Source organism: Allobosea sp. P2_B12 (genome assembly GCF_056404835.1).
Map to the genome: position 1 here is coordinate 531,188 of NZ_JBFUDG010000001.1, position 25,869 is coordinate 557,056.

Here is a 25,869-nt window from a genome sequence, read left to right on the forward strand (position 1 = left end):
GGGCGATGAACCAGGAGTTCCTCGACTTCTACAACCAAGAGCTCCGCCTGTTCATGGAGCACACGAAGGAATTTGCCGAAGAGTATCCGGGCATTGCCGAAAGGCTGGGCGGGCTCGTGGGTGAACGCATGGACCCGATGGTCGGCGGGCTTCTGGAGGGCGCGGCCTTCCTGGCGGCGCGCGTTCAGCTCAAGCTCAAGCACGAATTCCCCGAATTCACCAATAACCTGCTCGAACAGCTGATCCCGAACTATCTGGCGCCGACGCCTTCTGCCTTGCTCGCCGGCATCCGGCCGCCTTTTGCCGATCCGGGCTTGCGCGAGGGCGTGCGGATCCCGCGCGGCTCCTATATCGACGCGACCTATCTCGAACGCGAGCGCCGCGTCGCCTGCCGCTACCGGCTCGGCGCGGATGTCACGATGTGGCCGTTCGACGTTGCGGCGGCCGAATACATTCCCGCGCCGGGGCCGTTGCAGGCGCTGGGCCTGCGCACCGACCACCGGGTTCTCTCGGGATTGCGGTTGTCGCTGACGCACCGGACCATGGCCGATCCCGAGCAGGAACCTTCGGCGGCGGAGGCGCTGAAGACGCCGACGAGCTGGTTCTCCGGCTGCCGCTGCAAGGACCTGACCTTTCATCTGCTCGGCGCCGAGGCCGATGCGGTTGCGCTCTACGAGCAGCTCTTCTCGGACTGCGTCGGCATCTATTTCCGCCATCTCGACGAGTTCGGCGACCCGGTCATCATGCCGGCCGATGGCTGCTCGTTGGAGCAGCTCGGTTTTGCCGAGGACGAGGCGCTGCTGCCGGCCGATACCCGAATCTTCCGCGGCTTCGACCTGCTGCGCGAGATGTTCTGGTTCCCGCGCAAGTTCCTCGGCTTCAAGCTCGAAGGACTCGCCCGGATCATGCCGCGCCTGACCGCCAAGGCGGTCGACGTCATCTTCGTCTTCGACGAGGTCAATACCAGGCTTGCCGCGGCGGTGCAGAAGCAGATGTTCGGGCTCTACGCCGCGCCCGCGATCAACCTGTTCGAGAAGACGGCCGACCGCATTCCGGTGAAGAGCAATCAGCACGAATTCCATATCGTGCCGGACCGCAGCCGGCAGCTCGATTACGAGCCGCACAGCATCCTCTCGGTCAACGCCCATTATGTCGGCGGGCGCGAGAAGCAGCCGGTGCATCCGCTCTATTCCTCACCGGAGGGTGCCTCGCCGACGCATGGTCTGCTCTACACCCAGCGCAGGCTGCCGCGCCGGCGCTCCGTCGCCGAGCGGCGCACCGGCCGGTCCTCGGACTATACCGGCACCGACATGTTCATCTCGCTGGTCGAGCCGGCCGGCGTCGCCGACACGATCTCCGTGGCCGAGCTCAGCGTGCGCGCGCTGTGCTCGAACCGGCATCTGCCGGAGCATCTGCCGACAGGCGAGGGCGGCGCCGATTTCCGGCTGATCGACAATGTCGCGCTTGATGTCGCCTGCATGTCGGGCCCGACGCCGCCGCGAGAGCCGATCGTCTCGCAACTGCGTTTGCGCTCGGAGACGGCGAGCACCGGCGTCGTGACCTGGCGGCTGATCAACCTGCTCAGCCTGAACCATCTCGGCCTTGTCCAGCGCGGTGCCGGGCATAATGGCGAGGCCCTGCGCGAGCTGCTTTCGCTCTTCGCCGATCTCGCCGACAGCGCCACCGAGCGCCGCATCCGCGGCATCAAGAGCGTCGACAGCCGGCCTGTCGTGCGGCGGTTTCCTCAGCGGGCCGGGACGGGGGCGGCGCGCGGTCTGGAGATCACGGTCGTTCTCGACGAGAAGGCCTTCGAGGGCTCGGGCGTCTTCCTGCTCGGTGCGGTACTCGATCGCTTCTTCGCCGAATACGCCGCGATGAACCATTTCACCCAGACGGTGATCCGTACCGTCGAGCGCGGCGAGGTCATGCGCTGGCCGCCGCGCGCCGGATCGAGGCGCATCCTGTGAGCGACAGCGCAAGCCCCAGTGCAGGTGAAAGCCTCCAGCGCGAGCCAAGCTACGCCGAGCAGCTCCAGGACGAGCCCTGGCGCTTCGACTTCTACGCGGTCATGCGTCGGCTCGAACGCAGCTTTCCGGAGCGGGCGCGGATCGGCGATGTCGCGGCGCGGCGCGACGAATATGTCGCGCTGGGCGAGCAGGCCTATCTCGATTTCCCGGCCTCGACGATCTCGGATGCCGACCGCGATCTGCAGGGACGGCTGCGGGTCTTCGTCAAATTTCTCGGTCTGCTCGGGCCGCAGGGCGCGCTGCCGCTGGCCACGACCGAGGAGACCTACCACTGGCAACTTGTGCGGGACGACGCGTTTCCACGCTTCCTCGACGTCCTGAACCATCGCTTCCTGCAGCTTTTCTTCCGCGCCTGGGCGGATTCCCGGCCGATCGCGCAGCATGACCGCCCGGAGTATGACCGCTTCGCGGCTTATGTCGGCAGCCAGATCGGGCTGGGCTCGGGACCCTTCCTCAACCGCGACGCGGTGCCGGACGCCGAGAAGCTGGCCCATGCCGGCCTGATCGGCGCGCAGGCGAAATCGGCTTCGCGCCTGCGCGGCCTGCTTTCGGGGCTGTTCAAGGCCGAAGTCGAGATCGAGCAGTTCGTCGGCATGCGGCTGGTCTTCGACCCCGCCGATCGCACGCGGCTGGGCGGTGCCCATTGCACGCTCGGCGGCGACGCGCTGCTGGGGGCCAGCGTCTACAGCGTCGAGGATAAGTTCCGCATCTGCATCGTTGCGAAGAATCTCGAAGAGTTCTCGCGCTTCCTGCCCAATGGCGATCGCTGCGAGCCGCTGGCGGACGCGGTCTTCTTCCATCTCGGCGAGCAATTCGAATGGGATGTCGAGCTGGCGCTGCCGGTCGGCGAGGTCAAGCCCGCGCGGCTTGGCCAGTTCGGCCAGCTCGGCTGGACGAGCTGGATGTCGCCGAACTGGGATGCCTCCGCCGGGGCCTTACGCCGCGATGCCCGTTTCCACCCTGCCGAGCGCATGCGCCTGAAGCGCAGCCGGGCGAACTGAATCCTGACGACCCAGACAGCGAAGACCAAGGGGGACCATCATGGCCGACATCAGTCTCGAAGCCGTCACAGGCAAGCTCAACCGGGTCGGCTATGAGGCCTTCATCCAGTCGCTGCGCCAGGCCAAGGGCGCCGGCAACCGCAATGTCGAGCTCGCACACTGGCTCGCCCAGATCCTGCAGCGGCGCTCGACCGATATCGGCCTAACGGCGCAGCATTACGGTCTCGACATGGCGCGGCTCGCCACCGACATCGGCGGGGTGATCGAAGGCTTCCGCAAGAACGAGACGGAGATGCCCGGCGTCGCCAACAACATCGTCGATCTGCTCGATCGCGGCTGGCATTACGCGACGCTGTTCTTCGGGGAGACGCAGATCAGGACCGGCCATGTCCTGGTCGCGGCGCTGAAATCGCTGGAGCTGCGCCGGGCGCTGACGGGGATCTCGAAGGAGTTCGGCAAGATCCCGGTCGAGGAGCTTGCCGCCGGCCATGCCAAGATCTGGGAAGGGTCGGAAGAAGAGAACCTGCGGCCGATGGACGGTTCGGGGCTGCGCGCCGCGGGCACGCCGGGCGCCGAGCAGGCCGAGGGGGCCAAAGGCACCACCGCGCTCGACCGTTTCTCGCAGGATCTGACCGTCAAGGCGCGCTCGGGCACGATGGACCCGATCCTGGGCCGCGACGACGAGATTCGCCAGGTCATCGACGTGCTGATGCGGCGGCGCCAGAATAACCCGATCCTGACCGGCGAGGCCGGCGTCGGCAAGACCGCCATCGCCGAGGGTTTTGCCCAGCGCGTCGCGGCCGGCGACGTGCCGCCGCCGCTGAAGGGCGTCCGGGTCGTCGCTCTCGACATCGGCCTGATGCAGGCCGGCGCCTCGATGAAGGGCGAGTTCGAGCAGCGCCTGCGCTCGGTCATCGACGAGGTCCAGTCCTCGCCGACCCCGGTGATCCTGTTCATCGACGAGGCGCATACGCTGATCGGCGCCGGCGGTGCCGCCGGCACGGGCGATGCCGCCAACCTGCTGAAGCCCGCCTTGGCGCGCGGCACGCTACGCACGATCGCGGCGACGACATGGTCGGAATACCGCCAGTATTTCGAGAAGGATCCCGCCCTGACCCGGCGCTTCCAGCCGGTTCAGGTCGACGAGCCCGATGTGGCGCGCTGCTGCACCATGCTGCGCGGTCTTATCGGCCCGATGGAGAAGCACCACAAGGTCCGCATCTCCGATGCCGCGATCGTGGCCGCCGTGCACCTCTCGCATCGCTACATCCCCGCTCGCCAGCTTCCCGACAAGGCAGTGAGCCTGCTCGACACGGCCTGCGCTCGCGTCGCGATCAGCCAGACCGCCACGCCCGCGGCTATCGAGGATGCCCGTGTCGGCATTTCGGCGCTGGAGCAGGAGAAGGCGGCACTGACCTCAGACCAGGATCTCGGCGGCGAGACCTCCAAGCGGCTGGCTGAGATCGATGTCGAGATCGCCGAGCGCATGGACAAGCTGTCCGATCTCGAAAACGCCTGGGCGAGCGAACTCGCGATCGTCGAGGAGATCAAGGCGCTGCGCGTGCAGCTCGGCGAGAAGCCGCCGGAGCCTGTCGCCGATCCCAAGGCGGATGTCGCCCGCGAGGTCGCGGCCGGCGATGCCGGGGAGGCTGCCCCCGAGATCGCGACACCGGTGGCCGAGCCGGCGCCGACGGTCGATCCCGCTGCCGCACGTATCACGCTTGCCGAGAAATTCGCGACGCTCGGCGGGATCGATCCGGCGCAGCGCATGATCTACGCCCATGTCGACGAGCAGTCGGTCGCCTCGGTCGTGTCGGACTGGACCGGCATCCCGGTCGGCCGCATGGTCGCCGACGAGATCGAGACCGTGCTCAAGCTCGCCGAGACGCTGAACAAGCGCGTCGTCGGCCAGGATCACGGGCTCCAGATGATCGCCAAGCGAATCGAGACCAACCGCGCCAAGCTCGACAACCCCAACAAGCCGATCGGCGTGTTCATGCTCTGCGGCCCGTCCGGCGTCGGCAAGACCGAGACGGCGCTGGCGCTCGCCGAGCAGCTCTATGGCGGCGAGCAGAACGTCATCACCATCAATATGAGCGAGTTCCAGGAGGCGCATACCGTCTCGACGCTGAAGGGCGCGCCTCCCGGCTATGTCGGCTATGGCGAGGGCGGGCGGCTGACCGAGGCGGTGCGGCGCAAGCCCTATTCGGTCGTGCTGCTCGACGAGGTCGAGAAGGCCCATCCCGACGTCCACGAGCTGTTCTTCCAGGTCTTCGACAAGGGCGTGATGGAGGACGGCACCGGCCGGCGCATCGACTTCAAGAACACGCTGATCATCCTGACCTCGAATGTCGGGACCGACGAGATCATGCGGATGGCGGCCAACCCCGCCGAGCGCGCCGACCCCGAGGCGATGGCGGTGGCGCTGCGGCCGGCGCTGCTCAAGGTCTTCCCTCCGGCGCTGATCGGCCGCCTGGTCACGATTCCCTACTATCCGCTCTCGCCCGACATGCTGGGCGGGATCGTCAGGCTCCAGCTCGGCCGCATCGGCAAGCGCATCCGCGACAATCATGCTGCGGCCTTCGTCTATGACGACGCGGTCGTCGAGCACATCGTGGCCCAATGCAACGACCCGGATTCCGGCGGCCGCATGATCGACAACATCGTCACCAACTCGATGCTGCCGGCGCTGTCGCGCGCGATCCTGAAGCTGCAGCTGGAGAAGAAGCCGCTTACCGAGGCGACGGTCTCGGTCGCGGACGGGGAGTTCCGGTATCACTGCGCGTGAGCGCCGATTTCGCCGACGAAGACTGCATGGAGTGGCCGCAGCTACCGATATCACCGCGCAACCCACAGGGCAGGAGGGCCTGACATGGCACTGAAATCGACGCGTTTCGCCTCCAATCAGCGGCTGCAGCAGGCCGCCAAAAATTCACCGCCGATCCAGCGCGGCTCCAGCGGCCAGCATGTGGCCCTCGTCCAGCAGGCCTTCATCGATCTCGGCCTCGGCATGGCGGTCAGCACCAAGAAGAGCGGCAAGGCGGACGGCGTCTTCGGCGGCGAGACCGAAAGCCGGGTCTGGCAGTTCCAGGCGCGAACCGGGCTGTCGCGCGACGGCGTGATCGGGCGCGAGACGTTGGAGAAGCTCGACGAGCTGCTGCCGACGAACGGGCCGCCGCCGAAGCCGCTACCGCCTGCGAAGATGACGCACAAGATCAATGTCCATATGCGTTCGATCGACAACCCGACGGTGCCCGAATTCACCCAGCTCAAGGTGATGGAGGACGTCTTCGCGCAGTACTTCATTCGCATCGACGTGCTGACCGGCCAGAGCGTCGGGCTGACGCCCGGCGAGACCTTGACGCTGGAAATCATAGACGGCGCCTGCAAGTGGGACCAGGTCTCCGACGAGCAGAAGCTGCTGCAGAATGCCGGCAGCAAGCAGGGCGTCGGCCCCAATGACGTCACGGTTTATTTTGCCACGGTGCTGCGGACGAACACGAAAAAGAATACGACGCTGCAGGGCTGCGCCGGGCATGAGCCGACGCGCCCGGCCGTGATGATCGCCGCCAGCGCCATCGACAAGACGACCATGGCGCATGAGGTCTGTCATGTGCTGCTGGGCTCCAGCTTCGCACCGGTCCATGTCGACGAAGACGCCAACCTGATGTGCAGCGCGCCGGTCTGCACCGGCAACCCGGCGTTTCTGAGCGTCGCGCAACTGAACCGCGTCTTCGCCAGCAAGCTGGTCCACAAGCTTCCCTAGAGCAATGTCCGATCCAGGTGGATCGTTCAATGGCTCCAAGGTTTTGTTTCAACGCGTTGTCTTCACGCGAACCGGTATTCATTTCGCTCGAAAACGCTCTAAAGGCGGAATGCGCTGGCGGGTTCGCGGCGGAAGGAGGGCCAGGCCATGCAACCCGTTCGCCTTAAGAATCGCGGTGGTGCCGGGCCGAGCGAACCGGATGCGCCACAGTTTGGCGACAGACCAAGGCGCAGGCCGCGCCGGGGTGGTCTGCCGCGCCTTGTTCAGGGCGCCCTCATCCTTCTGGTGTTCCTGGGCCTTGCCTGGGGCGCGACGGCAACTTGGCTGCTGTTCCAGGAAAAGGCGACCGTCGCGACGCTGCAGCAGGAGCAGCAGGTTCTGCAGGCGAGCTATGACGAGAAGATGCGGGCGTTGACGCGCCGCCTCGTCTCCTCGATCGCGACCCAGCGCGCGCCGGGTGCAGTTGCCAAGGAGGGCGGTGGGGACGATCAGCTCGCTGACCTGATCGCGCGCCAGATCGAGCTCGAAGCCCGCCAGAACCTGCTCGGCACCCTGACCGGCCAGGCGGTCGCGCCGGTTCTGCCGGGCAATGGCGCGCAGGCTCCGGGCGGAGCGACGGGCTTTGCCGCCAACGACCCGTTCCAGGGCAACATCCTCGAACGTATTAACCCGGCGGTGGTCGCCCCGCAGAAGCGCCAGATCGCCGCCGCACTGCAGGCCGAGGACCCCCTGCCACTGGCGCAGCGCGTCGCGGTGCTGCAACGCTCGCTCGATCGCGTCGATCTCGCGCAGGGCCAGCAGGTTTCGGCACTGGGCCTGCGGCTCGTCGGCCGGGTGCAGGAGATCAAGGCCTCGCTGACCGATCTCGGGCTCGACATCGCCAAGGTCAGGCTGCCGCCGGCGCGCCAGGCCATGGGCGGCGCGCTGGTGCCGCTGTCGGTCACGATGCGGCCGGGCAGCTTCGAGCACAGGATCGTGCAGCTGGGCGACGGGCAGGCCACTTTCGGCCGCTGGCGCGATCTCGCCAACATCGTGCCGCTGCGGCGTCCGCTCGACAGCGACGACAATACGACCAGCAATTACGGCATGCGCACTGACCCGTTCACCGGCGCCGCCACCATGCATGCCGGCATGGATTTCCGTGGCGAGACCGGCACGCCGGTGCGCGCCGCGGGTGCCGGCAAGGTGCTACGCGCCGAGGTCGCCGGCGGCTATGGCAATATGGTCGAGATCGACCATGGCAATGGCGTCACCAGCCGCTACGCCCATCTCAGCGCCTTCGATGTGAAAGCCGACCAGATCGTACCGCCCGGCGCCGTCGTCGGCCGGCTCGGCTCGACAGGGCGCTCGACGGGCCCGCATCTGCATTACGAGACGCGGCTGGCGGGCGAGGCGAGCAACCCGCTGAAATTCATCGAGATCGGCAATCGGCTGTCGCAGCCGTCGTTGCCGGCGGGTGTGCGCTAGAAATTCACCTTGTCGGCGCCCTTGAGCTGCAGGACCTCGCGGGCGTCGTCAGGTGTCGCGACCTCGAGCCCCAGCCCTTCGATGATCATCCGCGCGGCCCTGACCTGATCGGCGTTCGACTTGGCGAACTGTCCCGGCCCGAGCCAGAGCGAGTCTTCCAGTCCGACGCGCAGATTGCCGCCCATCGAGACAGCCATGGCGGCGATCGGCAACTGGTGGCGGCCGGCCCCGAGCACCGACCACTGATACTGGTCGCCGAAGAGCCGGTCGGCCGTGCGCTTCATGTGGATGACGTCCTCAGGATGCGGCCCGATGCCGCCGAGGATGCCGAAGACCGACTGGACGAAGAACGGCGGCTTCACCAGCCCGCGATCGACGAAATGGGCGAGCGTGTAGAGATGGCCGATGTCGTAGCACTCGATCTCGAAGCGCGTGTTGTTCTCGGCACAGGTGGTCAGGATGTTCTCGATGTCCTGGAAGGTGTTCTTGAAAATCCGGTCCTTCGAGCCTTCGAGATAGGGCCGCTCCCAATCGTGCTTGAAGTCCTTGAACCGGGCGAGCATCGGGTAGAGCCCGAAATTCATCGAGCCCATGTTGAGCGAGGCGACCTCCGGCTTGAAATGCGCGCAGGGACCGAGCCGCTCCGCGACGCCCATGGTCGGCGCGCCGCCGGTGGTGATGTTGATGACGCAGTTGCTGCGCTGCTTGATCACCTTCAGGAAAGGCTCGAAGGCCTCGGGCGACTGGTCGGGCTGGCCGGTCTTCGGGTTGCGGGCATGGACATGGACCAGCGCCGCGCCTGCTTCGGCCGCGCCGACCGCCGCGTCGATGATCTCGTCGGCCGTCACCGGCAGATGCGGCGACATCGACGGCGTGTGGATCGCGCCGGTGACCGCGCAGGTAATGATGACTTTGCGGTTCTTCGCCATGGCGTGGTGTCCTTTCAGGCTTGATTTTGAATCGAACGACCGGTCTCAGCCGGGTTTGCGTTGCGAGCTGCGCTTATGCGCCTGCAGAGCCGCAAGCCGCGTGTCGCGCCAGTCGCTGAGGCGCTTGACGCGATCGGCCGATTGCGTGCCCGGCCACTCGCTCATCACGGTCGCGACCGTCTCCGGGCCGAAGGGATCCCCGCCGGCGCTGTCGGCCACCATGCGGGTGAGCGAGGCGCCGTAGCGGGCGCAGTAGTCTGGAATGCCGCCGGGCGCGTTGAGCTCGATCGTCTCGAACGGCCCCATGAAGGACCAGCGCAGGCCGAGCCCGTCGCGGATCGTCTTGTCGACGTCCTCCGCGCTGGCGACGCCCTCGCCGACGAGCCGGAAGGCCTCGGCCAGCAGCACGGCCTGCAGCCGGTTCAGCACGAAGCCCGGCTTCTCCTTGCGTAGTGTGATCGCGACCTGTCCGGCCTGCTCGTAGATCGCCGTCGCCCGCTCGACTACGGCCGGATCGGTCCAGGGCGCGGGCGCGAGCTCAACGATCGGCACGAGATGCGGCGGGTTCACGGGATGCGCGACGAGGCAGCGGGCCCGCCCCGCCAGCGCCTCGCTGAAGACGGAGGCCATGATGAAGGAGGTCGAGGAGGCCAGGATGGTGGAGGGCGCAGCCAGCGCATCCATCTCCGTAAACAGCTTCTGCTTGGCCTCGACGGTCTCCGGCCCGTTCTCCTGGACGAGGTCCGCGCCTTTCAGCACATCGGCGAGATCGGCGGCGACACGGATGCGGGCGAGCGAGCCCTTGGGGTCATCGACGAGGCCATGCCCGGCAAGTTCATCGAGATTGGTTCCGATATGGACGCGCGCTGCTTCGGCTGCGCCGGGCGCGACGTCATGCAGAGCGACCGCGAAGCCATGGCTGGCGAAGACGGTGGCCCAGGCGCGGCCGATCAAGCCAGAGCCGACGATGGCGATTGTGGTCATGCGGGGAGATCCTGAAACAGTGGACACGAACGCGCCGTCATTCCGGGCGGAGCGAAGCGGAGACCCGGGATCCATGCCGGAACCTCTCTCGGCCGCGCTCCGGAATGGATCCCGGATCGGCGCCGCTGCGCGGCTTGTCCGGGATGACGGCGCAAAAAGCGCCGGATTGGAGCAGATTCGACGATCACAGCCACAACACTTGCCGCCTGAGCGCCAGATCCTGGCTCAGCGCGCGCGACGGGCCGGTATGGACGACGCTGCCGCGCTCCAGCACGACGGTCCGGTCCGACAGCGCCAGAGCCAGGTCGAGATGGTGGTCGACGATCACGATGGCGATTTCCTGCCGCAGCTTGTCGAAGGCCTCGAACAATTCCTCGACGACGGCGGGCGCGAGACCCTCGAACGGTTCGTCCAGCAGCAACACGCGGGTGTCGCCGGAAAGCGCGCGCGCCACCGCCACCATCTGCTGCTCGCCGCCCGACAGGTAGTCGGCGGGCGAATGCCAGCGCTGCTTGATGCGCGGGAAGAAGGCGAAGATCTTGTCGTCCTCCCAATGCGTGCCGTTGCCGGTGACGCGCTTGAGCCGGCCGAGTTCCATGTTGTCCTTGACGCTCATGCCGGCGAAGAGACCGCGGCCCTGCGGCACATAGGCGATGCCGGCGCGGGCGATCGCGGCGGGCGGCTGGCCCGCAATGTCGCTGCCGGCGAGTGTGACGCTGCCGCTGGCGGGCGGGGCGATGCCGGTGATCGTCTTGAGCAGGGTCGATTTGCCCGCGCCGTTGCGGCCGAGCAGCGCGACGATCTCGTTGTCGTGGACGTCGAGCGTCACCTGCCGCAGGATGTGGCTCTTGCCGTAGAAGGTATCGACCTTGTCGAGGCCGAGCAGAACGCTCTCTTTGGCTGCGCTTTGGCGCGGCTTCTCAGCCAGCGCATGGGCGCCCGAGCCGATATAGATCTCCTGCACGCGCGGCGACGAGCGCGCATCCTCGACGGTGCCGTCGACCAGAACAGAGCCCTCGTTCATCACCGTGACATGGTCGGCGATGGCGAAGACGCGGTCGATGTCGTGCTCGACCAGCAGCACCGGCAGGTCTGTCGAGATCGACTTGATCAGGTTGCCGACGCGCTCGCGCTCGGCCGCTGCAAGGCCGGCCAGCGGCTCGTCGAGCAGCAGAACGCGCGGCTTGGTCGCAAGCGCGAGGCTCATGTCGAGCAGGCGCTGGCCGCCATAGCTGAGCGAGCCGGCTTCCGCCGTCTCGATGCCGCGCAGGCCCATCGTGTCGATCACGGTGGTGGTCTGCGCGTTGACCTCGGCCAGCGCGCCGGCCGGGCGCCAGAAATCGAAGCGTGCGTCGGCGCGGGCCTGGACCGCCAGTCGCACATTCTCCTCGACCGTGAGCGTCGGGAACAGATTGGTGATCTGGAAGGCGCGCCCAATGCCGGCCTGGGTGATCGCCTCCGGTGACATCCCGCCGATCTGGCGGTCGCGCAGATGCACCGTACCTCGATCGGGCGGGAACAGCCCGGAGATCAGGTTGAACGCCGTGGTCTTGCCGGCGCCGTTGGGGCCGATCAGCGCATGCAGCTTTCGGTCGGCGATCGTGATGTCGACGCCCTCGACCGCCTTGATGCCGCCGAAGCTCTTGGCGAGCCCCTTTGCCGTCAGGATCGGGCCGTCTCCCGCGTCGCTGGGCTTCATGAAGGCGGGCAGGGTGACGCTTCCCGCCTTGCGTTCGGACATCGCGGCATCGCCGGCCGCCTGCTTGCGGAAAGGTCGCAGCATGCGTTCGCCGAAGCCGACGAGGCCGGTCGGCGAGAACACGATGAAGCTGACGAAGAGCAGGCCGAACCAGAACAGCCAGTTCGGCGTGATGCTGGAGAGATAGTCGCGGAAGATCACGAAGAAGAGCGCGCCCAGCGCCGGCCCCAGGAAGGAGCGCATCCCGCCGATCACGACCATCGCCAGCAATTCGCCGGAGAAGGCGACCGAGATGGGCTCGGCCGAGGTCATGCGGTTGTTGAACAGCAGGAGCGAGCCGGCAAGCCCGGTCAGCGCAGCCGAGAGCGTGAAGGCGATCAGCTTGTAGCGGTCGGTGGCGTAACCGAGGAAGCGGGCGCGCTGCTCGTTCTCGCGGATCGCGACCAGCACCGTGCCGACCGGCGAGCGATGGAAGCGCCAGAGCCCGTAGACGACCGCCATGCCGAGGACGGCGACGAGAACGTAGAAATTCGAGGCCTGCTCGAAATCGATGCCGAGGAACAGCGGCCGCTTGATGCCGCCGAGCCCGTCCTCGCCGCCGGTCAGGGCCGTCCAGCGGAAGGCGACGGAATAGGTCATCGCCGCCAGCGCCAGCGTCAGCAGCGAGAAATAGACGCCCTTGCGGCGCAGGATCAGCGCCCCAAACGCAAAGGCGATCAGGCCGACGAACAGCATCGCGAGCAGGATCGGCAGGGCGAACTGGCCGGGCAGCCAGTTGCGCTGGATCAGGCCGGCCGCATAGGCCGCGAGTCCGAACCAGGCGCCATGGCCGAAGGACACCAGTCCCGTCGTGCCGACGAGGATGTTCAGCGCCATGCAGGCGATGGCGAAGACGACGATCTCGGTCGCCGAGGTCGTGCCGAGCCCGATGAGATGCATCAGGAAGGGCAGGGCCAGGAGCCCGGCGGCTGCGATGAGGAGAGGCGCGTGGTCGCGCTGGGTGGCTGTCATCGCATCCTCACTCGAAGCGCTGGATGCGTTCGCCGAACAGGCCGCGCGGCCTGAACAGCAGGACGAGAAGCATCATCAGGTAGATCACGGCGGTCGACCACTGCGTGTAGCCGAGCCCGATGGTGATGCCCTTGACCAACCCGACCATCAACGCCGCCACCACCACGCCCCAGAACGAGCCGAGGCCGCCGATGACGACCACGACGAAGGCGGGTGTGATGATCTCCTGGCCCATGGCCGGATGGATCGAATAGATCGGCGCCAGCAGCACGCCGGCCAGCCCTGCCAGCCCAATGCCGATACCGGCTACCGCGACCATGTAGGGCTGCAGGGAGATGCCGAGCGCGCCGACCATGTCGGGGTTCTGCACGCCCGCCCGCACGACGCGGCCAAAGGCGGTGCGCTGGAGCAGGAACCACAGGCCAAGCACGCATCCCGCGGCAATCAGCAACAGCATCGCCCGGTAGCGCGAATAGATGAAGTCGCCGATGAAGATCTGGCCGCGAAGCGCCGGCGGGATCGAGAAGGAGAGTGGCGGCGCCCCGAAAATCATCCGCAGCGACTGCTCCGCCACCATGGCGAGCCCGAAGGTCAGCAGCAGCGACAGAATTGGATCGGATCTATAGAACCGCTGAAAGAGCCCGCGCTCGATGATGATGCCGATCAGCGCGACCAGCAGGGGCGAGGCCACCATCGCCCCGCCGAAGCCGATATGGGGCGCCAGCACGATCGTGAGATAGGCGCCGATCGCATAGAAGGCGCCATGCGCCAGGTTGACGATGCCGCCCAGCGAAAAGATCAGCGACAGGCCGAGCGCGATCAGGAGGTAATAGACCCCGTCGAGCAGTCCGTTCAGCACCTGCTGGATGAAAAGGGTGAGCAAAGGGGGAGCCTTTGTGGATGCGCGGGGGATGGCGGGACAGGCAGCGCCGTCATGCTCGGGCTTGACCCGAGCATCTCAGGCCGAAGGAGAGCGCCGGGCGGCGTCTTCTTGTCCTGAGATTCTCGGGTCGGCGCTGCGCGCCGCCCGAGAATGACGGATAGGCCTCAACTCATCTTGCAGACCGCCTCGTCGCCGCTGGTGGCGATGACCTCCATGTCCTCGCTCGGGCCAGGCACCGGCGGCGACGAGGTGAACAGGTCCCACTGGTTCTTGACCTGCGCTGCGGGCAGGGCGGTGATCGTGTACATCTCGCTGATGAGCTGGTGGTCGGAAGCGCGGAAATAGCCCTCGCGGCCCTTGAGCACGTCGAACTTCGCGCCCTTCTCCCAATGCGCCAGGATCTTGGCGGTCTCGGTCGATTTCAGCTCGTTCATCGACTGCGCCATGATCTTCACGGCCATGTAGTCGCCCCAGGCCTGGTTTTCGGGGGGCTTGCCGTATTTCTTGGTGAAGGCTGCCACGAAGGCCTTGGTGCCGGGGGTGTCGATCAGGTGGTGCCAGACGCAGGGCCAGATGCCGCCGAAATTGTCCTTGCCGGCGGCCCAGGCCAGTGCCGTGTCGAAGCCGAAGCCTGCGACCGGGAAGGTCAGGCCGAACTCCGAATACTGCTTGAGGAAGTTGGTGATCTGGTTGCCGGCGAGGTTCGAGATCACGAGGTCGGGCTTGGCGGCGCGGATTTCGAGCAGCAGCGCCGAGAAATCGGTCGCGTCGGTCGGCACCAGCTTGTCGGCGGCAAACTGGCCGCCATTGGCTTCCATGAAGCGCTTCGCGACCTTGCTCAAATCATGCCCGAAGGCGTAGTCGGCCGTCAGCGAGAACCACTTCTTGCCCTTGACCAAGCCCTGCGCCATCAGCGAACGGCCGGTGCTTTTCACATACATCGAGTTCTGGTGCTCGACATGGAACATGTAGCGGTTGCAACTCTCACCGCGCAGAGCGTCCGAATTGCCGCCGGTGTTGACGAACAGCGTCTTGTTGCGCGCCGCGACCTGCGAGATCGTCAGGCAGGAGGCCGAGGAAATCTCGCCGAGGATGCAGGCGACCTTGTCGCGCTCGATCATACGCTCGGCCTTGGTCGAGGCGGTCTGCGGATTGACCGAATCCTCCTTCAGCGCTTCGAGCTTGCGGCCGTTGACCCCGCCGGCCGTATTGATCTCCTCGACCGCGAGATCGACTGCCATCACGCCATATTCGCCCAGCGGGCCGAGGAAGCCGGTCCGCGGCGTCAAATGGCCGAAGCGGATCGCGTCTTGCGTCTGCGCCAGGATCAGCGAGGGACTTGCGATGAGCCCGGTCGTGGCACCGGCACCGAGCCCGACGAGCGCCTGCCGGCGCGAGAGTCGGGTCGTCTTCAACAGGTCTGACATGGACGTTCCTCCCAGAACGAGTGCCGCGCCGTTTCCGCGTCGGCTGATTGTGGTCTGCGGTCTGAAGCCGCTTGTCGTGATCTGTGATCACAGTTAGGTTGGCAGACATGATCGCCCCTGTCCAGCCCTTGCCGGCAGCCTTCGAGAAGCCCGCCGTCGCAGCGGACCATGACGGCTCGGCCCTCGACGAGATTGGTGCGCTTCAGCGCGAGACGCTCGGCGAACGGGTTACCGGCGAGCTGCGGGCCCTGCTGGTGGCGGGCCGTCTCGCGCCGGGCGAGAAGCTCTCGCTGCGCCGCGTGGCCGAGGCGCTGGGCGTCTCGATGATGCCGGTGCGGGAGGCCGTCAGCCGACTCGCCGCCGACCGTGCGCTCGAGGTGCTGCCGGGCAGGGCGGTGCGCGTCCCCGTGCTCTCGCTGGAGCAGTTCCGCGAGTTGACCCGGCTGCGGCTGGTCGTCGAGGGCTTTGCCGCCGAAGAGGCAGCGCGCAAGGCGACGCCTCAGGATGTCGCGCGGATCGCCGCCCATGACGCGGCCTTCCGCAAGGCGGCGAGTGCCGATCCGCCTGACAGCGCCGGGGCGGTGGCGGCTAATCGCGACCTGCATTTTGCGCTTTATGAGGCCGCCGGCATGCCGAGCCTGATCGAGATGATCGAGCGGCTTTGGCTCAAGGCCGGTCCAATTCTCAATCTCGACATGCGTCACGAGCCGCGCCGCCTAGAGGGCGGCAGTGCCATGCAGGCGCATGGACGCCTGCTGGAAGCCTTGCGACGACAGGACGCCGCCGCCGCGCGCGCCGCGCTCGAAGACGACATCACGGCAGCGGCCGCGCATATCGAGGATACGGGCCAGCTCAGCGCCTGAAGATAATCGCGACAGGGAGACGTCAGGATGGATTTGCAGATCAAGGGCTTGCGCGTGCTGGTGACGGCCGGCGCCAACGGCATCGGCCGCGCCACGGCGCGCGCCTTCGCGGCGGAGGGGGCGAAGGTCCATATCTGCGACGTCGACCGCGCCGCGCTGGCGGAGATGGCGCAAAGCGATCCGGCGATGACTCAGTCGGTCTGCGACGTCTCCGATCGTGCCGCGGTCGGCCGCTTGATAGACGAAGCGCTAGCCGCCCTTGGCGGGCTCGATTGCCTGGTCAACAATGCCGGCATCGCCGGCCCGACCGGACGCGTCGACGAGATCGATCCGGCCGACTGGGATTCCTGCGTCGCCATCGACCTGACCGGGCAGTTCAACTGCGCGCGGCTTGCCGTGCAGCATCTCAAGCAGTCGCAGAACGCCTCGATCATCAATCTGTCGAGCCAGGCCGGCAAGCACGGCTTTCCGCTGCGCTCGCCCTATGCGGCAGCAAAATGGGGCGTGATCGGCTTCACCAAGGCGCTTTCGGCCGAACTCGGCGAATTTGGCATCCGTGCCAACGCGATCTGCCCCGGCCTCGTCGAGGGGCCGCGCATCCAGAGCGTCATCGCCAACAAGGCGCGCAGCTTCAACGTCTCGCATGAGGAGATGACGGCGCGCCTGTTCGCCGGCGTCTCGATCAAGCAGTTCGTCGATCCAGCCGACATCGCCAGGCAGATCGTCTTCCTCGCCTCGCCCTTCGCCAAGACGATCTCGGGCCAGGAGATCTCGGTCTGCGGCGACACGCGCATGCTGGCGTGAGATAATTCAGCCCTCATCCTGAGGAGCCGCGCAGCGGCGTCTCGAAGGATGCTTCAGGAGGCTCTGGAGACCACTGGACCATCCTTCGAGACGCGATCCTAGCGGATCGCTCCTCAGGATGAGGGCTCAAGGGAATGTCCGAAGTCCATCAGTCAATCCGGCTCAGGCCAGACCATCGGCGGCGACAACCTCGCGCCGTGCCAGCGCCGGGCCATCGACCCTTGGCACGGCCGAAAGCAGCTTGATCGTATAGGGATGGCTGGGCGCGTTCATGATCTGCTCGGCCGGGCCGATCTCGACCATCTTGCCGTGATGCATCACGGCGACCCGGTCGGCGAGATGCGCGACCACCGAGATATCGTGCGAGATGAAGAGATAGGCGACGCCGAGCCGGTCGCGCAGATCGGCGAGCAGGTTGACGATCGCCGCCTGCACGGAGACGTCGAGCGCCGAGACCGGCTCGTCGCAGACGATGAATTTCGGCTGCGTCGCCAGCGCGCGGGCGATGCCGACGCGCTGCTTCTCGCCGCCGCTCATCTGGTGAGCGTAGCGGTCGGCGTAATGGGCTGGCAGGCGGACCAGGTCGAGCAGGGCATCGACCTGCGCGGGGATCTCGGCCTTGGGCGACAGCCCGAAGCGCGCGATCGGCCGTCCGAGCAGCTCGCGGATGGTCTTGCGCGGGTTGAGCGAAGAATCCGGGTTCTGGAAGACGATCTGCGCCGTGCGCCGCATCGCCTCCAGCGCGCTTTGCGGCTTGTCCGAGACGGTCTCACCGGCGATGCGGATCAAGCCGGAATCGGCCTCGATTAGCCGCAGGATGGTCCGCCCGAGCGTGGTTTTGCCCGAGCCGGATTCCCCAACCAGACCGACGACCTCTCCTGGCGCGACCGTCAGCGAGATCGCGTCGACCGGCGTGATGCTGACCGCGTCCCGCACCGGACGCCAGCCCTCCCAGCGCAGTGCACCCCGGCTGAGCACGAAGCTCTTGGTCAGGTCCTCGACTTCGACGACGGGTTCAGACGCGGAGCGGTCGGCCGTCGCGGCGACGACCGCCTCCTCCTGCACAGGCCATGACGTGTCGCGCAGCGCCGCCGCCGAACTGCAGCGGACCATCCGATCGCCCACCGCAAGCAGGCTCTGCGGATTGACGCTGTCATCAGTTGCGAACGGGCAGCGCGGCGCGAAGCGGCAGCCGGTGGGCGGATTGCGCAGATCGGGCAGGCGCCCGGAGATCGCGGCGAGCCGGCCCATCCTGCGGCCGATGCGCGGAATCGCGGCCAGCAGCCCCTTGGTATAGGGGTGCACCGGGCGCTGCAGCACCTCCTCCGTCGCACCCTGTTCGACGATCTGCCCGGCGTAGAGCACCGCGACCTCGTCGGCGATCCGCCGGACCACGCCGAGATTATGGCTGATGAACACCATCGTCAGCCCGCGCCGGACCCTGAGATCCTCGAGCAAATCGAGGATCTGCGCCTCGATGGTGACGTCGAGCGCCGTCGTCGGCTCATCGAGGATCAGGAGTTCGGGCTCGGAGGCGAGCGCACCCGCGATCAGCGCGCGCTGGCGCATGCCGCCCGACAATTCATGCGGATAGGCCTTGGCGACGGCCTCCGGCTTGACGATGCCGACCTCGTCGAGCAGTTCGATCGCCCGCGTGAAGGCGCGCTCCGGCGTATATCCGCGATGATGGACAAGACCCTCGCCGACCTGGTCGCCGATCCGCAACGACGGGTTCAGCACCGAGAACGGGTCCTGGAAGACGAGGCCGATGCGCGAGCCGCGCAATTGCCGGCGCGCCTCGGCGTTCATGGTCAGGATGTCGGCGCCGTCGAACAGGATGCGCCCCGACGGCACCATCGCCTCGGCCGGCAGCAGCCCCATGGCGGCGAGCGCGATCGTGCTCTTGCCGGAACCGGATTCGCCGACGAGCGCCAGCGTCGAGCCCTTGCGCGCCTTCAAGCTGACCGAGGACAGGGCCTCGATCTCGCCGCCGGCGGTTCGGTAGCGGACCGTGAGGTCGTCGATCGCGAGCATGGCTTTCAAGCCTTTCCCAGCCGCGCCTTGAGGCGCGGATCGAGCCGTTCGCGGGCGCCGTCGCCCAGCAGGTTGATGCCGATGACGAGCAGGCACATGGCAAAGCCCGGCGCGAGCGCGATCCAGGGCGCGCGGTCGAGGAAGGAGCGCGCCTCGGAGATCATCAGCCCCCAGTCGGAGCTCGGCGGCTGCGCGCCGAGGCCGAGGAAGGACAAAGCCGAGCCGAGCAGGATGGCATAGGTGACGCGCAGGCTGGCCTCGACGATCAGCGGCGGCCAGGCATTGGGCAGGATCTCGCGGAACAGAATGTAGGAGGTGCTTTCGGCGCGCGCCTTCGCCGCCTGGATGAACTCCTCATTGGCGAGCGTCAGCGTGACGCTGCGCGCCAGACGGGCGATCGGCGGGATGTAGACGAAGCCGACGGCGAGTGCCGTCTTCCACAGCGCCGGCGGCGTCACGGCCAGCACCAGCAGGCCGAGCATGATCGGCGGGATCGCCATCAGCACATCGGCCAGCCGCATCAGCGCCTCGTCGATCCAGCCGCGGAAATAGCCGGCGGCCAGCCCCATCGGCACGCCGATGGCGAGGCTGAACAGCGTCGCGGCGACGCCCATGCCGATCGAGAGCCGCGCGCCCATCAGCAGCCGGCTGAGCACGTCGCGGCCATATTCGTCGGTGCCGAGCCAGTAGGTCGCGTTGGGCGCCAGGAAGCGGGTGCGCATCGAGATCGTGTCCCAGGGATGCGGCGCGATCCAGGGCGCGAGCAGGCCGAGCAGCAGGATGGTGCCGGTGATGGCGAGCCCCGCCTTGAGCTGGAGCGGCATCGGCTTGCGCGGCGGCCTTGCGGGAGCGGAGGTGGGCTCAGGCGACATTGCGACCGAACCTGATCTTGGGGTTGAAGCGGGCATAGAGCAAATCTGCCAGCAGGTTGGCGAGCGCGTAGATCGCCGCCACCACGAGGATCGCCGCCTGCAACGTCGGCAGGTCGCGGTTCTGGATCGAGAACACGACGAGGCGCCCCAGCCCCGGATAGGCGAAGACGGTCTCGATCACGACGATGCCGCCCATCAGCCGGCCGAAATCCAGCGCCAGCACCGTGATCGTCGGCAGCAGCGCGTTGCGCAGGGCGTGGTGCAGGACGATGACGCGCTCGGGCAGGCCCTTGGCGCGGGCGGCGGTGATGTAGGGGCTCTGCATCACCTCGATCATGCTGGAGCGCGTCAGGCGCGAGACATGGGCGAGATGGCCGAAGACCAGCGTCAGCGTCGGCGCGATCAGGTGCTTGGCCCATTCCCAGACGCCGGCCGAGATCGGCTCATAGCCCGAGGCTGGCAGCCAGCCGAGCCAGGCGGCGAAGACGATGATGACGACGATCGCCCAGAAGAACTCGGGCACGGCGATGCCGAGATAGGTCGCGACCGAAATGCTGTGGTCGAGCGGCCGGCCATGGCGCAGCGCGGCGGCGATCCCTAAGCCCACGCCGATCAGCGCGATCAGCACGAAGGAGACGCCGGTCAGCATCAGCGAGCGCTGGATCGCCTCCAGCAGCATCGGCCCGACGGGGCGGTTCATCAGGGTGGATTCACCGAGATTGCCGGTGATGAAACCGCCGGCCCAGCGCAGATATTGCTGCCAGACCGGGTCGGTCAGGCCGAGCTTGAGCTCAAGCGCATGCACCTGCTCGGGCGTCGCGAACGACCCCAGGATCAGATAGGCGACGTTGGCAGGCAGAAGCGTGGTGACGCCGAAGACCAGCATCGACACCGCCACGAGGACGAGCACGACGAAGACGAGGCGCCTTGCGATATAAGCGGCCATCGGTGCCGGGTTCCCCTGTCGAGAGAGCGTGTGCCGCCTGTGTCCGCCCTGCTACGCGAGCAGGGCGGACGCGTGGCATCAGGGCTTGAGCGAGACGCTCTTCAGTTCGAGCCACTGCATCGGGGTCGACTTGAAGCCCTCGACCTTCTTGCTGACGCCGTTCACATGGGCGGCCGAGTAGGCGATGATTCCCGGCACGGTCTCCTCGACCAGTGCCTGGAACTTCTCGAAGATCGCCTTGCGGGCGGCCTCGTCGTTGGTCTTGCGGGCGTCGTCGAGAAGCTGGTCGACGCGGGCGTCCTTGTAGAGCCAGAGCTGCTTGTTCCAGCTGCCGCTCGAATGGTAAAATGGGTAGATCGCCGTATCGATCGTCGGCCGGGCGAAGTAGCCGTCGACATACATCTGCGCCTTGCCTGCGACATTCGCCGAATAGGAGGCGAAGGGCACCCGCTCGACATTGATGCGGATGCCAGCGGCCTTGGCCATGTCGCGGATCGCGACGCCGACGCGCACGCGCTGCTCGCGCTCCTGGGGAACCTGCATCGGCACGTCGAAGCCGTTGGGGAAGCCGGCCTCGGCCAGCAGCTTCTTGGCCTGCGCGATGTCAGGCGGGGCGAATTTCAGCGCCTTGTTGAAATAGGGGTGGCTGGGAGGGATCGGACTGAAGGTCGGGTCGCCCTGGCCAAACAGCGCCAGCTCGACGATCGCTTCCTTGTCGATCGTGAGGGCCAGCGCCTTGCGCACGCGCACATCATTGAAGGGCGGCCGGTCGTTGTTCAGGATGACGCCGTCCCAGGTCGGGGTCGAGACGCTGTCGGCGCGCGCGGTGGCGCTGGTCTTGAGCTTGTCGACCGACTCGTAGGGCATGCTCCAGACGATATCGATCGCGCCGGATTCGAGCGCGGCGATGCGCGCCGATGATTCCGGCACGATGCGCAGCGTCACGCCGTCGAGCTTGGGCAAGCCGGCCTCGAAATAATCGGGGTTCTTGACCAGCTCGAGCCGGTCGCCGGGCGACCAGGATTTGAACATGAACGGCCCCGTGCCGATCGGCTGCGTCGAGAGTTCGGCGAGCTTGTCCTTGGGCACGATGCGCAGATTGCGGTCGGCGAAGATGTCGGCGAAGCCGGCATAAGGGATGTTGAGGTCGAACTTGACCGTCATCGGGTCGGTCGCGGCGACGCCCTCGACCATCGACAGGCTGGTGCGGGAGCGCGAGCCCGTGGCCGGGTCGAGAATGCGCTTCATGGTGGCGACGACGTCGTCGGCGTCCATCACCCGGCCATGGTGGAACTTGACGCCGGAGCGCAGTTTGAAGGTCCAGGTCTTGAGGTCGGCGGAGGCCGTCCAGCTCTCGGCGAGGTCGGGCTTCACCGTCATGTCGGCGTCGATGCGCGACAGGCCGTTGAAGACGAGGTGGACGTAGACGTACTCGTCGCCGATCGTGGTCTTGGCCGGGTCGAGCTGGCTCAGCGTCGTGCCGAGCGCGACGCGGACGGTGCCTTGTGCGGCGGCGGGCGAGACCGAAATTGCGGTCGAGAGGCCGATTGTGACGGCCAGTGTGGATAAAAGTCGTCGCATGGATATCCCCTCGTTTTTTGGTTGATCAGTAGTCGGCCTGCCGGTTCGCAATCGCCGTGTCCGGGTCTATCGCCCGTGTGACATAGGGCTCCGCCACCGGCTCGTATTCGCGCCAGAGCCGGGCGAGCGTGGCGATCGGGTCTGGATCGCTGTCGACGCGCAGATCGACATAAGGGAAGGCCTGCTCATGGGCGACGATGAGCGCGGTCGAGACCAGCGGCTTGAACTCGCCGCCCGCCTCGTCGCCGGCCTTGAGCGCCGCGATCAGGCGCGCCGCCAAAGGTGCCGCAGGATCGGCCTCGAAGGCCCGCGCCATCGCGGCCGGCACCTCTTTGGAACGCACGATGTTGGCCAGCGCCACGCAGTCGCGGCCGTGAACCTCGGCGAATTCCGGCTTGATGCTGGCGCCGCCGAAGCTGGCGGTGCGCCCGGCCTTGTCGATCACGCCAAGCTGGCGCCAGTCGCTGCGCGGCGTCGTGGCCGCCGCTGCGTCCAGTGCCTGCTGGGCGCTGTAGCCGCGCCGGAGCAGGTCCAGCATCAGCGGGCCGAGCCGAGGGTCAGTCATGTGCTGGGTCAGCGCGGCGCCGACGCCGGCTGCGGCATGCTGGCAGCGCGAGCCGACTGCGATCGACGAGGTCGTCACCACGGCGCCCAGCATGCCGGTTCGGGCGCAGCGCCCTGCCAGAGAAAACGTCATCGAGAGCCTGCCTTGATCGCGACGATGTCGACTTCCATCAGCAATTCGGGGCTGGCGAGGCCCTTCATGATGACGGTGGTGAAGGCGCAGGCGTTGTCGCCCAGACGCTGACGAACGACCGCGTTGACCTCGGCCAGATAGGCCCGGTCGGTGACATAGACGGTCGCCTTGGCGACATCGGACAGCGCCGCGCCGGCTTCCGCCAGCAAGGTCTCGACATTCTCCATCGCCTGCTCGGCCTGCACCCGGGCGTCACTGAGGCCATAGAGCACCTCGTCGAGCCCCATACCGGTCTGGCCGCGCAGGGTGATGCGATCGCCCGAGACCACGGCCATGCAGAACTCGCAATCGAGCGGCTGCTGCTCCGTGCCGTAGCGCGCCGCGCTGGAATGATAGGTTCGCAGGCGCTGATGCGGCTTGCCGTCCTGCTTGCGCACGACCGTGACGTCGATCTCGAACAGGATGTCGCCGCGCGCAAAGCCGGTGGTGACGATGCCCGTCGAGACCGGGCGGATGCCGGCGAGGTGCTTGCCGATCATCGGATAGACCGCCGGCCGATAGGCGCGGTCGGAGATGTAGACCGTGATCTTGCAGATATCCTCGACCGATGCGCCGGCCTCCTCAAGTAGCGTCTTCAGATTGGCCATGCCGAGATCGGCCTGGGCGGCGGCGTCCGCGACGCCGCGTCCTTTGGCCTTGATGCCGGTATGATCGAGGCCGGCGCCGGTCTGGCCACGCAGGAAGAACTCCTCGTCGGTGGCAAGCACCATCGCGCCCTGCCAGGGAAAGCCCTGACCGTGCCAGCTCTCGAAAGTGTAGGGCCGGGTATGGCGCGGCGGTGCGCTGGGGATCGCGGCCTCGGCATCGATCTGGACGATCAGTTCCGGCAGCGCCAGCCCCGCCACCACGAGGCCGGTGCTCACGGCACGAACCTCGGGCAGGCGCTGAGCGATCACGGCATAGACGGCGGCGCGGTAGTCGCGGTCGACGATGCAGGTGGTGAGCTTGGTCAGGCTGGCAAGCGAACCGCCGGCTGCGGTCAGCGCGGCTTCGAACTGGTCGAGCGCGGCATGGGTCTGGGCCGTGGCGTCGCCGACGCCCGCGATGCTGCCGTCGGGCTTCAGTGCGGATGCACCGCTGAGGAAGACGCGCTCGCCGGCGCGAACGGCGCCCGCGATCGGCATGTCGGCGATGCCCGGAAGGGCGGAAGAGGCGACGGCAAGGCGTTTCAACTCAGTCTCCGCAGGTCGCGCCTCGGACGTCAGGCGAGGAGGCGCTTCAGGCCAGGTCTCCGATGCAAGAACGGCACCTGCCGGCCGAAAGAGTGGCCATGGGCGGGGAGCATCGACGATACGATCGAAAGGCTAGGCCAGAACCCGGCCGGTGATCGAATTAAAATCCAGCCGCCATTATTCAGGCGGCTTATAGGCTTCCGGTTTCGAATGAGCGGGGCCGCGCTCAGCGCGTCCCGTCAGCGACTCCGATGTTGTCTGCGACCCAAACTGCCATGACGGCAGCGGCATCCATGAAGTCGTCGATCTCCATCGCTTCCTTCGGGTTGTGGCTGCCATGCTCGTTGCGCACGAACAGCATGGCGACGGGTACGCCGGCGGCCGCGAAAGCGGCGGAATCATGCGAGGCCGGGCTGCCGAGCGGCATGGAGCGGATGCCGAGGCGATCGGAGGCGTCCGTCAGCGCGGTCTTGATGCCGGCATCGACCGGCCCAACGGCGGCAGAGGCGCGCTGACCGAGTTCGAACCTGACATTGCGCTGCGCCTCGATCCTGCCGATCGCCTGGTGCATCTGCGCCTCCAGCCCGGCCAGCACCGCCTCGTCATAAGCGCGTACGTCCAGGCTGAAATGGAACTCGCCCGGCACCGTCGTCAGCCCATGCATCTCGGCGTCGGTATGGAACCGGCCGAAGGTGATGGCGATCTGCGTGCCTGCCGCCTCCTGCGCGGCCCAGATCTCGTCCATGGCGTGGGCGAGCGCCATGCCGGCCATCGCCGCATCGCGGCGGAAGCGGCGCGGCGTGCCGACATGGTCGTGCCGCCCGACGATGCGGGCGTCCGGGTAGCGGAAATTACCGGGAATGCCGGTGCAGATGGCGATCGGAAAGCCGGCCTCGAACAGGCTCGGCGCCTGCTCGATATGGACCTCGAGAAAGGCGCGGACCTGCCTGGGGTCGAGCGCGCGAACGCCCCGGCGCAAGGCTTCGGGATCGCCGCCGCAATCGCGCATATGGTCGGCCAGGCTGCGCCCGGTGTCGATGCGGGTCGCCTCCAGCGCTCCCTCGGGAAGCGTGCCGAGCGCCGAGCGGCTGCCGATATAGGAGACCTGGAACCAGACGCTCTCCTCGGCCCGAACGCCCATCACGGTGACGTCGCAACGCGGCTGCAAGCCGAGTTCGCGCAAGGCCGCGATCGTCACGAGGCCGGCGATCACGCCGGCCGCGCCGTCGAAATTGCCGCCATGGGGCACACTGTCGAGATGCGAGCCCATCAGGATCGCCGGCGCGGCGGCATCCGCCCCGCGCCAGGTCGCATAGGTGTTCGCAGCGGCATCCGTCCTGACCGCGAGGCCTGCGGCGGTGGCCGCTTCCACCATCACGGCGTGGCCGAAATTTTCGCCGGCACCATAGGTGTCGCGCATGATGCCGGGGTTGCCCTGGCTGCCCGCCGCCAGCGTCGAAAACAGCCGCTCGACCATGCCGCGCTGGGCGGCCACGGCGGCGCGGATCGCCTCGGGCGTCGGGATGACATCCGCGACATTATGCGGTCGGCTCGAAGCGGCGCTCATGAGGCGCACGTCTCGCTGTCGCGAGCCCTGCGGGAATGGGTCGTCGGCGTCATGCGGGGGCCGTTCCTCATCGGTCTCT

The 25,869-nt window shown here is 67.2% G+C and carries 19 protein-coding genes; 7 read left to right on the forward strand and 12 right to left on the reverse strand.

What is annotated here, in order from left to right; genetic code table 11:
* Positions 1–5 precede the first annotated feature (5 nt).
* From tssF to AC1DYU_RS02605, 5 genes are all read left to right on the forward strand, one after another.
* Entirely contained in the window at positions 6–1,967 is a 1,962-nt protein-coding gene (tssF, locus tag AC1DYU_RS02585; RefSeq protein ID WP_476790272.1) for a type VI secretion system baseplate subunit TssF, read from the forward strand.
* The gene (gene tssG, locus AC1DYU_RS02590) at positions 1,964–3,028 is read left to right on the forward strand and encodes a type VI secretion system baseplate subunit TssG (protein ID WP_476790273.1); all 1,065 of its coding nucleotides are present in this window, start codon (positions 1,964–1,966) and stop codon (positions 3,026–3,028) included. Before tssF ends, tssG begins: the two co-directional genes overlap by 4 nt.
* A 40-nt stretch (positions 3,029–3,068) precedes the next feature.
* Positions 3,069–5,816: a type VI secretion system ATPase TssH gene (gene tssH / locus AC1DYU_RS02595; RefSeq protein ID WP_476790274.1), complete on the forward strand. Its 2,748-nt coding sequence runs from the start codon at positions 3,069–3,071 to the stop codon at positions 5,814–5,816.
* Positions 5,817–5,900: 84 nt separating this feature from the next.
* A complete protein-coding gene (locus tag AC1DYU_RS02600) occupies positions 5,901–6,794 on the forward strand; it encodes a peptidoglycan-binding domain-containing protein (RefSeq protein WP_158486027.1) in 894 nt (297 codons plus the stop codon).
* Positions 6,795–6,941: 147 nt separating this feature from the next.
* Complete coding sequence (locus AC1DYU_RS02605; RefSeq protein WP_476790275.1) at positions 6,942–8,261, forward strand: peptidoglycan DD-metalloendopeptidase family protein; 1,320 nt, start codon at positions 6,942–6,944, stop codon at positions 8,259–8,261.
* Here the strand turns inward: AC1DYU_RS02605 and kce are convergent.
* The 5 genes from kce to AC1DYU_RS02630 form a co-directional block, all read right to left on the reverse strand.
* Positions 8,258–9,190: a 3,5-dioxohexanoate:acetyl-CoA acetone transferase gene (gene kce / locus AC1DYU_RS02610; RefSeq protein ID WP_476790276.1), complete on the reverse strand. Its 933-nt coding sequence runs from the start codon at positions 9,188–9,190 to the stop codon at positions 8,258–8,260. The genes AC1DYU_RS02605 and kce overlap by 4 nt on opposite strands.
* A gap of 45 nt (positions 9,191–9,235) precedes the next feature.
* Complete coding sequence (locus tag AC1DYU_RS02615) at positions 9,236–10,174, reverse strand: 3-hydroxyacyl-CoA dehydrogenase (protein WP_476790277.1); 939 nt, start codon at positions 10,172–10,174, stop codon at positions 9,236–9,238.
* Positions 10,175–10,358: 184 nt separating this feature from the next.
* The gene (locus AC1DYU_RS02620; RefSeq protein WP_476790278.1) at positions 10,359–12,884 is read right to left on the reverse strand and encodes a branched-chain amino acid ABC transporter ATP-binding protein/permease; all 2,526 of its coding nucleotides are present in this window, start codon (positions 12,882–12,884) and stop codon (positions 10,359–10,361) included.
* 7 nt (positions 12,885–12,891) lie between these two features.
* Positions 12,892–13,767 (reverse strand): branched-chain amino acid ABC transporter permease, encoded by an 876-nt coding sequence (locus AC1DYU_RS02625; RefSeq protein ID WP_476790279.1) that lies wholly within the window; start codon positions 13,765–13,767, stop codon positions 12,892–12,894.
* Positions 13,768–13,931: 164 nt separating this feature from the next.
* Positions 13,932–15,194: an ABC transporter substrate-binding protein gene (locus AC1DYU_RS02630; RefSeq protein WP_476790280.1), complete on the reverse strand. Its 1,263-nt coding sequence runs from the start codon at positions 15,192–15,194 to the stop codon at positions 13,932–13,934.
* 107 nt (positions 15,195–15,301) lie between these two features.
* Between AC1DYU_RS02630 and AC1DYU_RS02635 the strand changes: the two genes are divergently transcribed.
* Positions 15,302–16,057, forward strand: coding sequence for a GntR family transcriptional regulator (locus AC1DYU_RS02635; RefSeq protein ID WP_158486035.1), 756 nt, complete (start codon positions 15,302–15,304; stop codon positions 16,055–16,057).
* Positions 16,058–16,084: 27 nt separating this feature from the next.
* Positions 16,085–16,861, forward strand: a complete 777-nt coding sequence (locus AC1DYU_RS02640) for an SDR family oxidoreductase (RefSeq protein WP_476790281.1) — start codon at positions 16,085–16,087, stop codon at positions 16,859–16,861.
* 162 nt (positions 16,862–17,023) lie between these two features.
* Here the strand turns inward: AC1DYU_RS02640 and AC1DYU_RS02645 are convergent, their stop codons facing one another.
* The 7 genes from AC1DYU_RS02645 to AC1DYU_RS02675 form a co-directional block, all read right to left on the reverse strand.
* Positions 17,024–18,895, reverse strand: a complete 1,872-nt coding sequence (locus AC1DYU_RS02645) for a dipeptide ABC transporter ATP-binding protein (RefSeq protein ID WP_476790282.1) — start codon at positions 18,893–18,895, stop codon at positions 17,024–17,026.
* Positions 18,896–18,900: 5 nt separating this feature from the next.
* Entirely contained in the window at positions 18,901–19,767 is an 867-nt protein-coding gene (locus AC1DYU_RS02650) for an ABC transporter permease (RefSeq protein ID WP_476790283.1), read from the reverse strand.
* Positions 19,757–20,713, reverse strand: a complete 957-nt coding sequence (locus AC1DYU_RS02655) for an ABC transporter permease (RefSeq protein WP_476790284.1) — start codon at positions 20,711–20,713, stop codon at positions 19,757–19,759. Before AC1DYU_RS02655 ends, AC1DYU_RS02650 begins: the two co-directional genes overlap by 11 nt.
* Positions 20,714–20,791: 78 nt before the next feature.
* Positions 20,792–22,294, reverse strand: coding sequence for an ABC transporter substrate-binding protein (locus AC1DYU_RS02660; RefSeq protein ID WP_476790285.1), 1,503 nt, complete (start codon positions 22,292–22,294; stop codon positions 20,792–20,794).
* Positions 22,295–22,319: 25 nt separating this feature from the next.
* Positions 22,320–22,991, reverse strand: coding sequence for a DUF1028 domain-containing protein (locus AC1DYU_RS02665; RefSeq protein ID WP_476790286.1), 672 nt, complete (start codon positions 22,989–22,991; stop codon positions 22,320–22,322).
* Positions 22,988–24,223: a RidA family protein gene (locus AC1DYU_RS02670; RefSeq protein WP_476790287.1), complete on the reverse strand. Its 1,236-nt coding sequence runs from the start codon at positions 24,221–24,223 to the stop codon at positions 22,988–22,990. The genes AC1DYU_RS02665 and AC1DYU_RS02670 overlap by 4 nt, the downstream gene beginning before the upstream one ends.
* A gap of 226 nt (positions 24,224–24,449) precedes the next feature.
* Positions 24,450–25,790: a hydantoinase/carbamoylase family amidase gene (locus AC1DYU_RS02675; RefSeq protein WP_476790288.1), complete on the reverse strand. Its 1,341-nt coding sequence runs from the start codon at positions 25,788–25,790 to the stop codon at positions 24,450–24,452.
* Positions 25,791–25,869 lie beyond the last annotated feature (79 nt).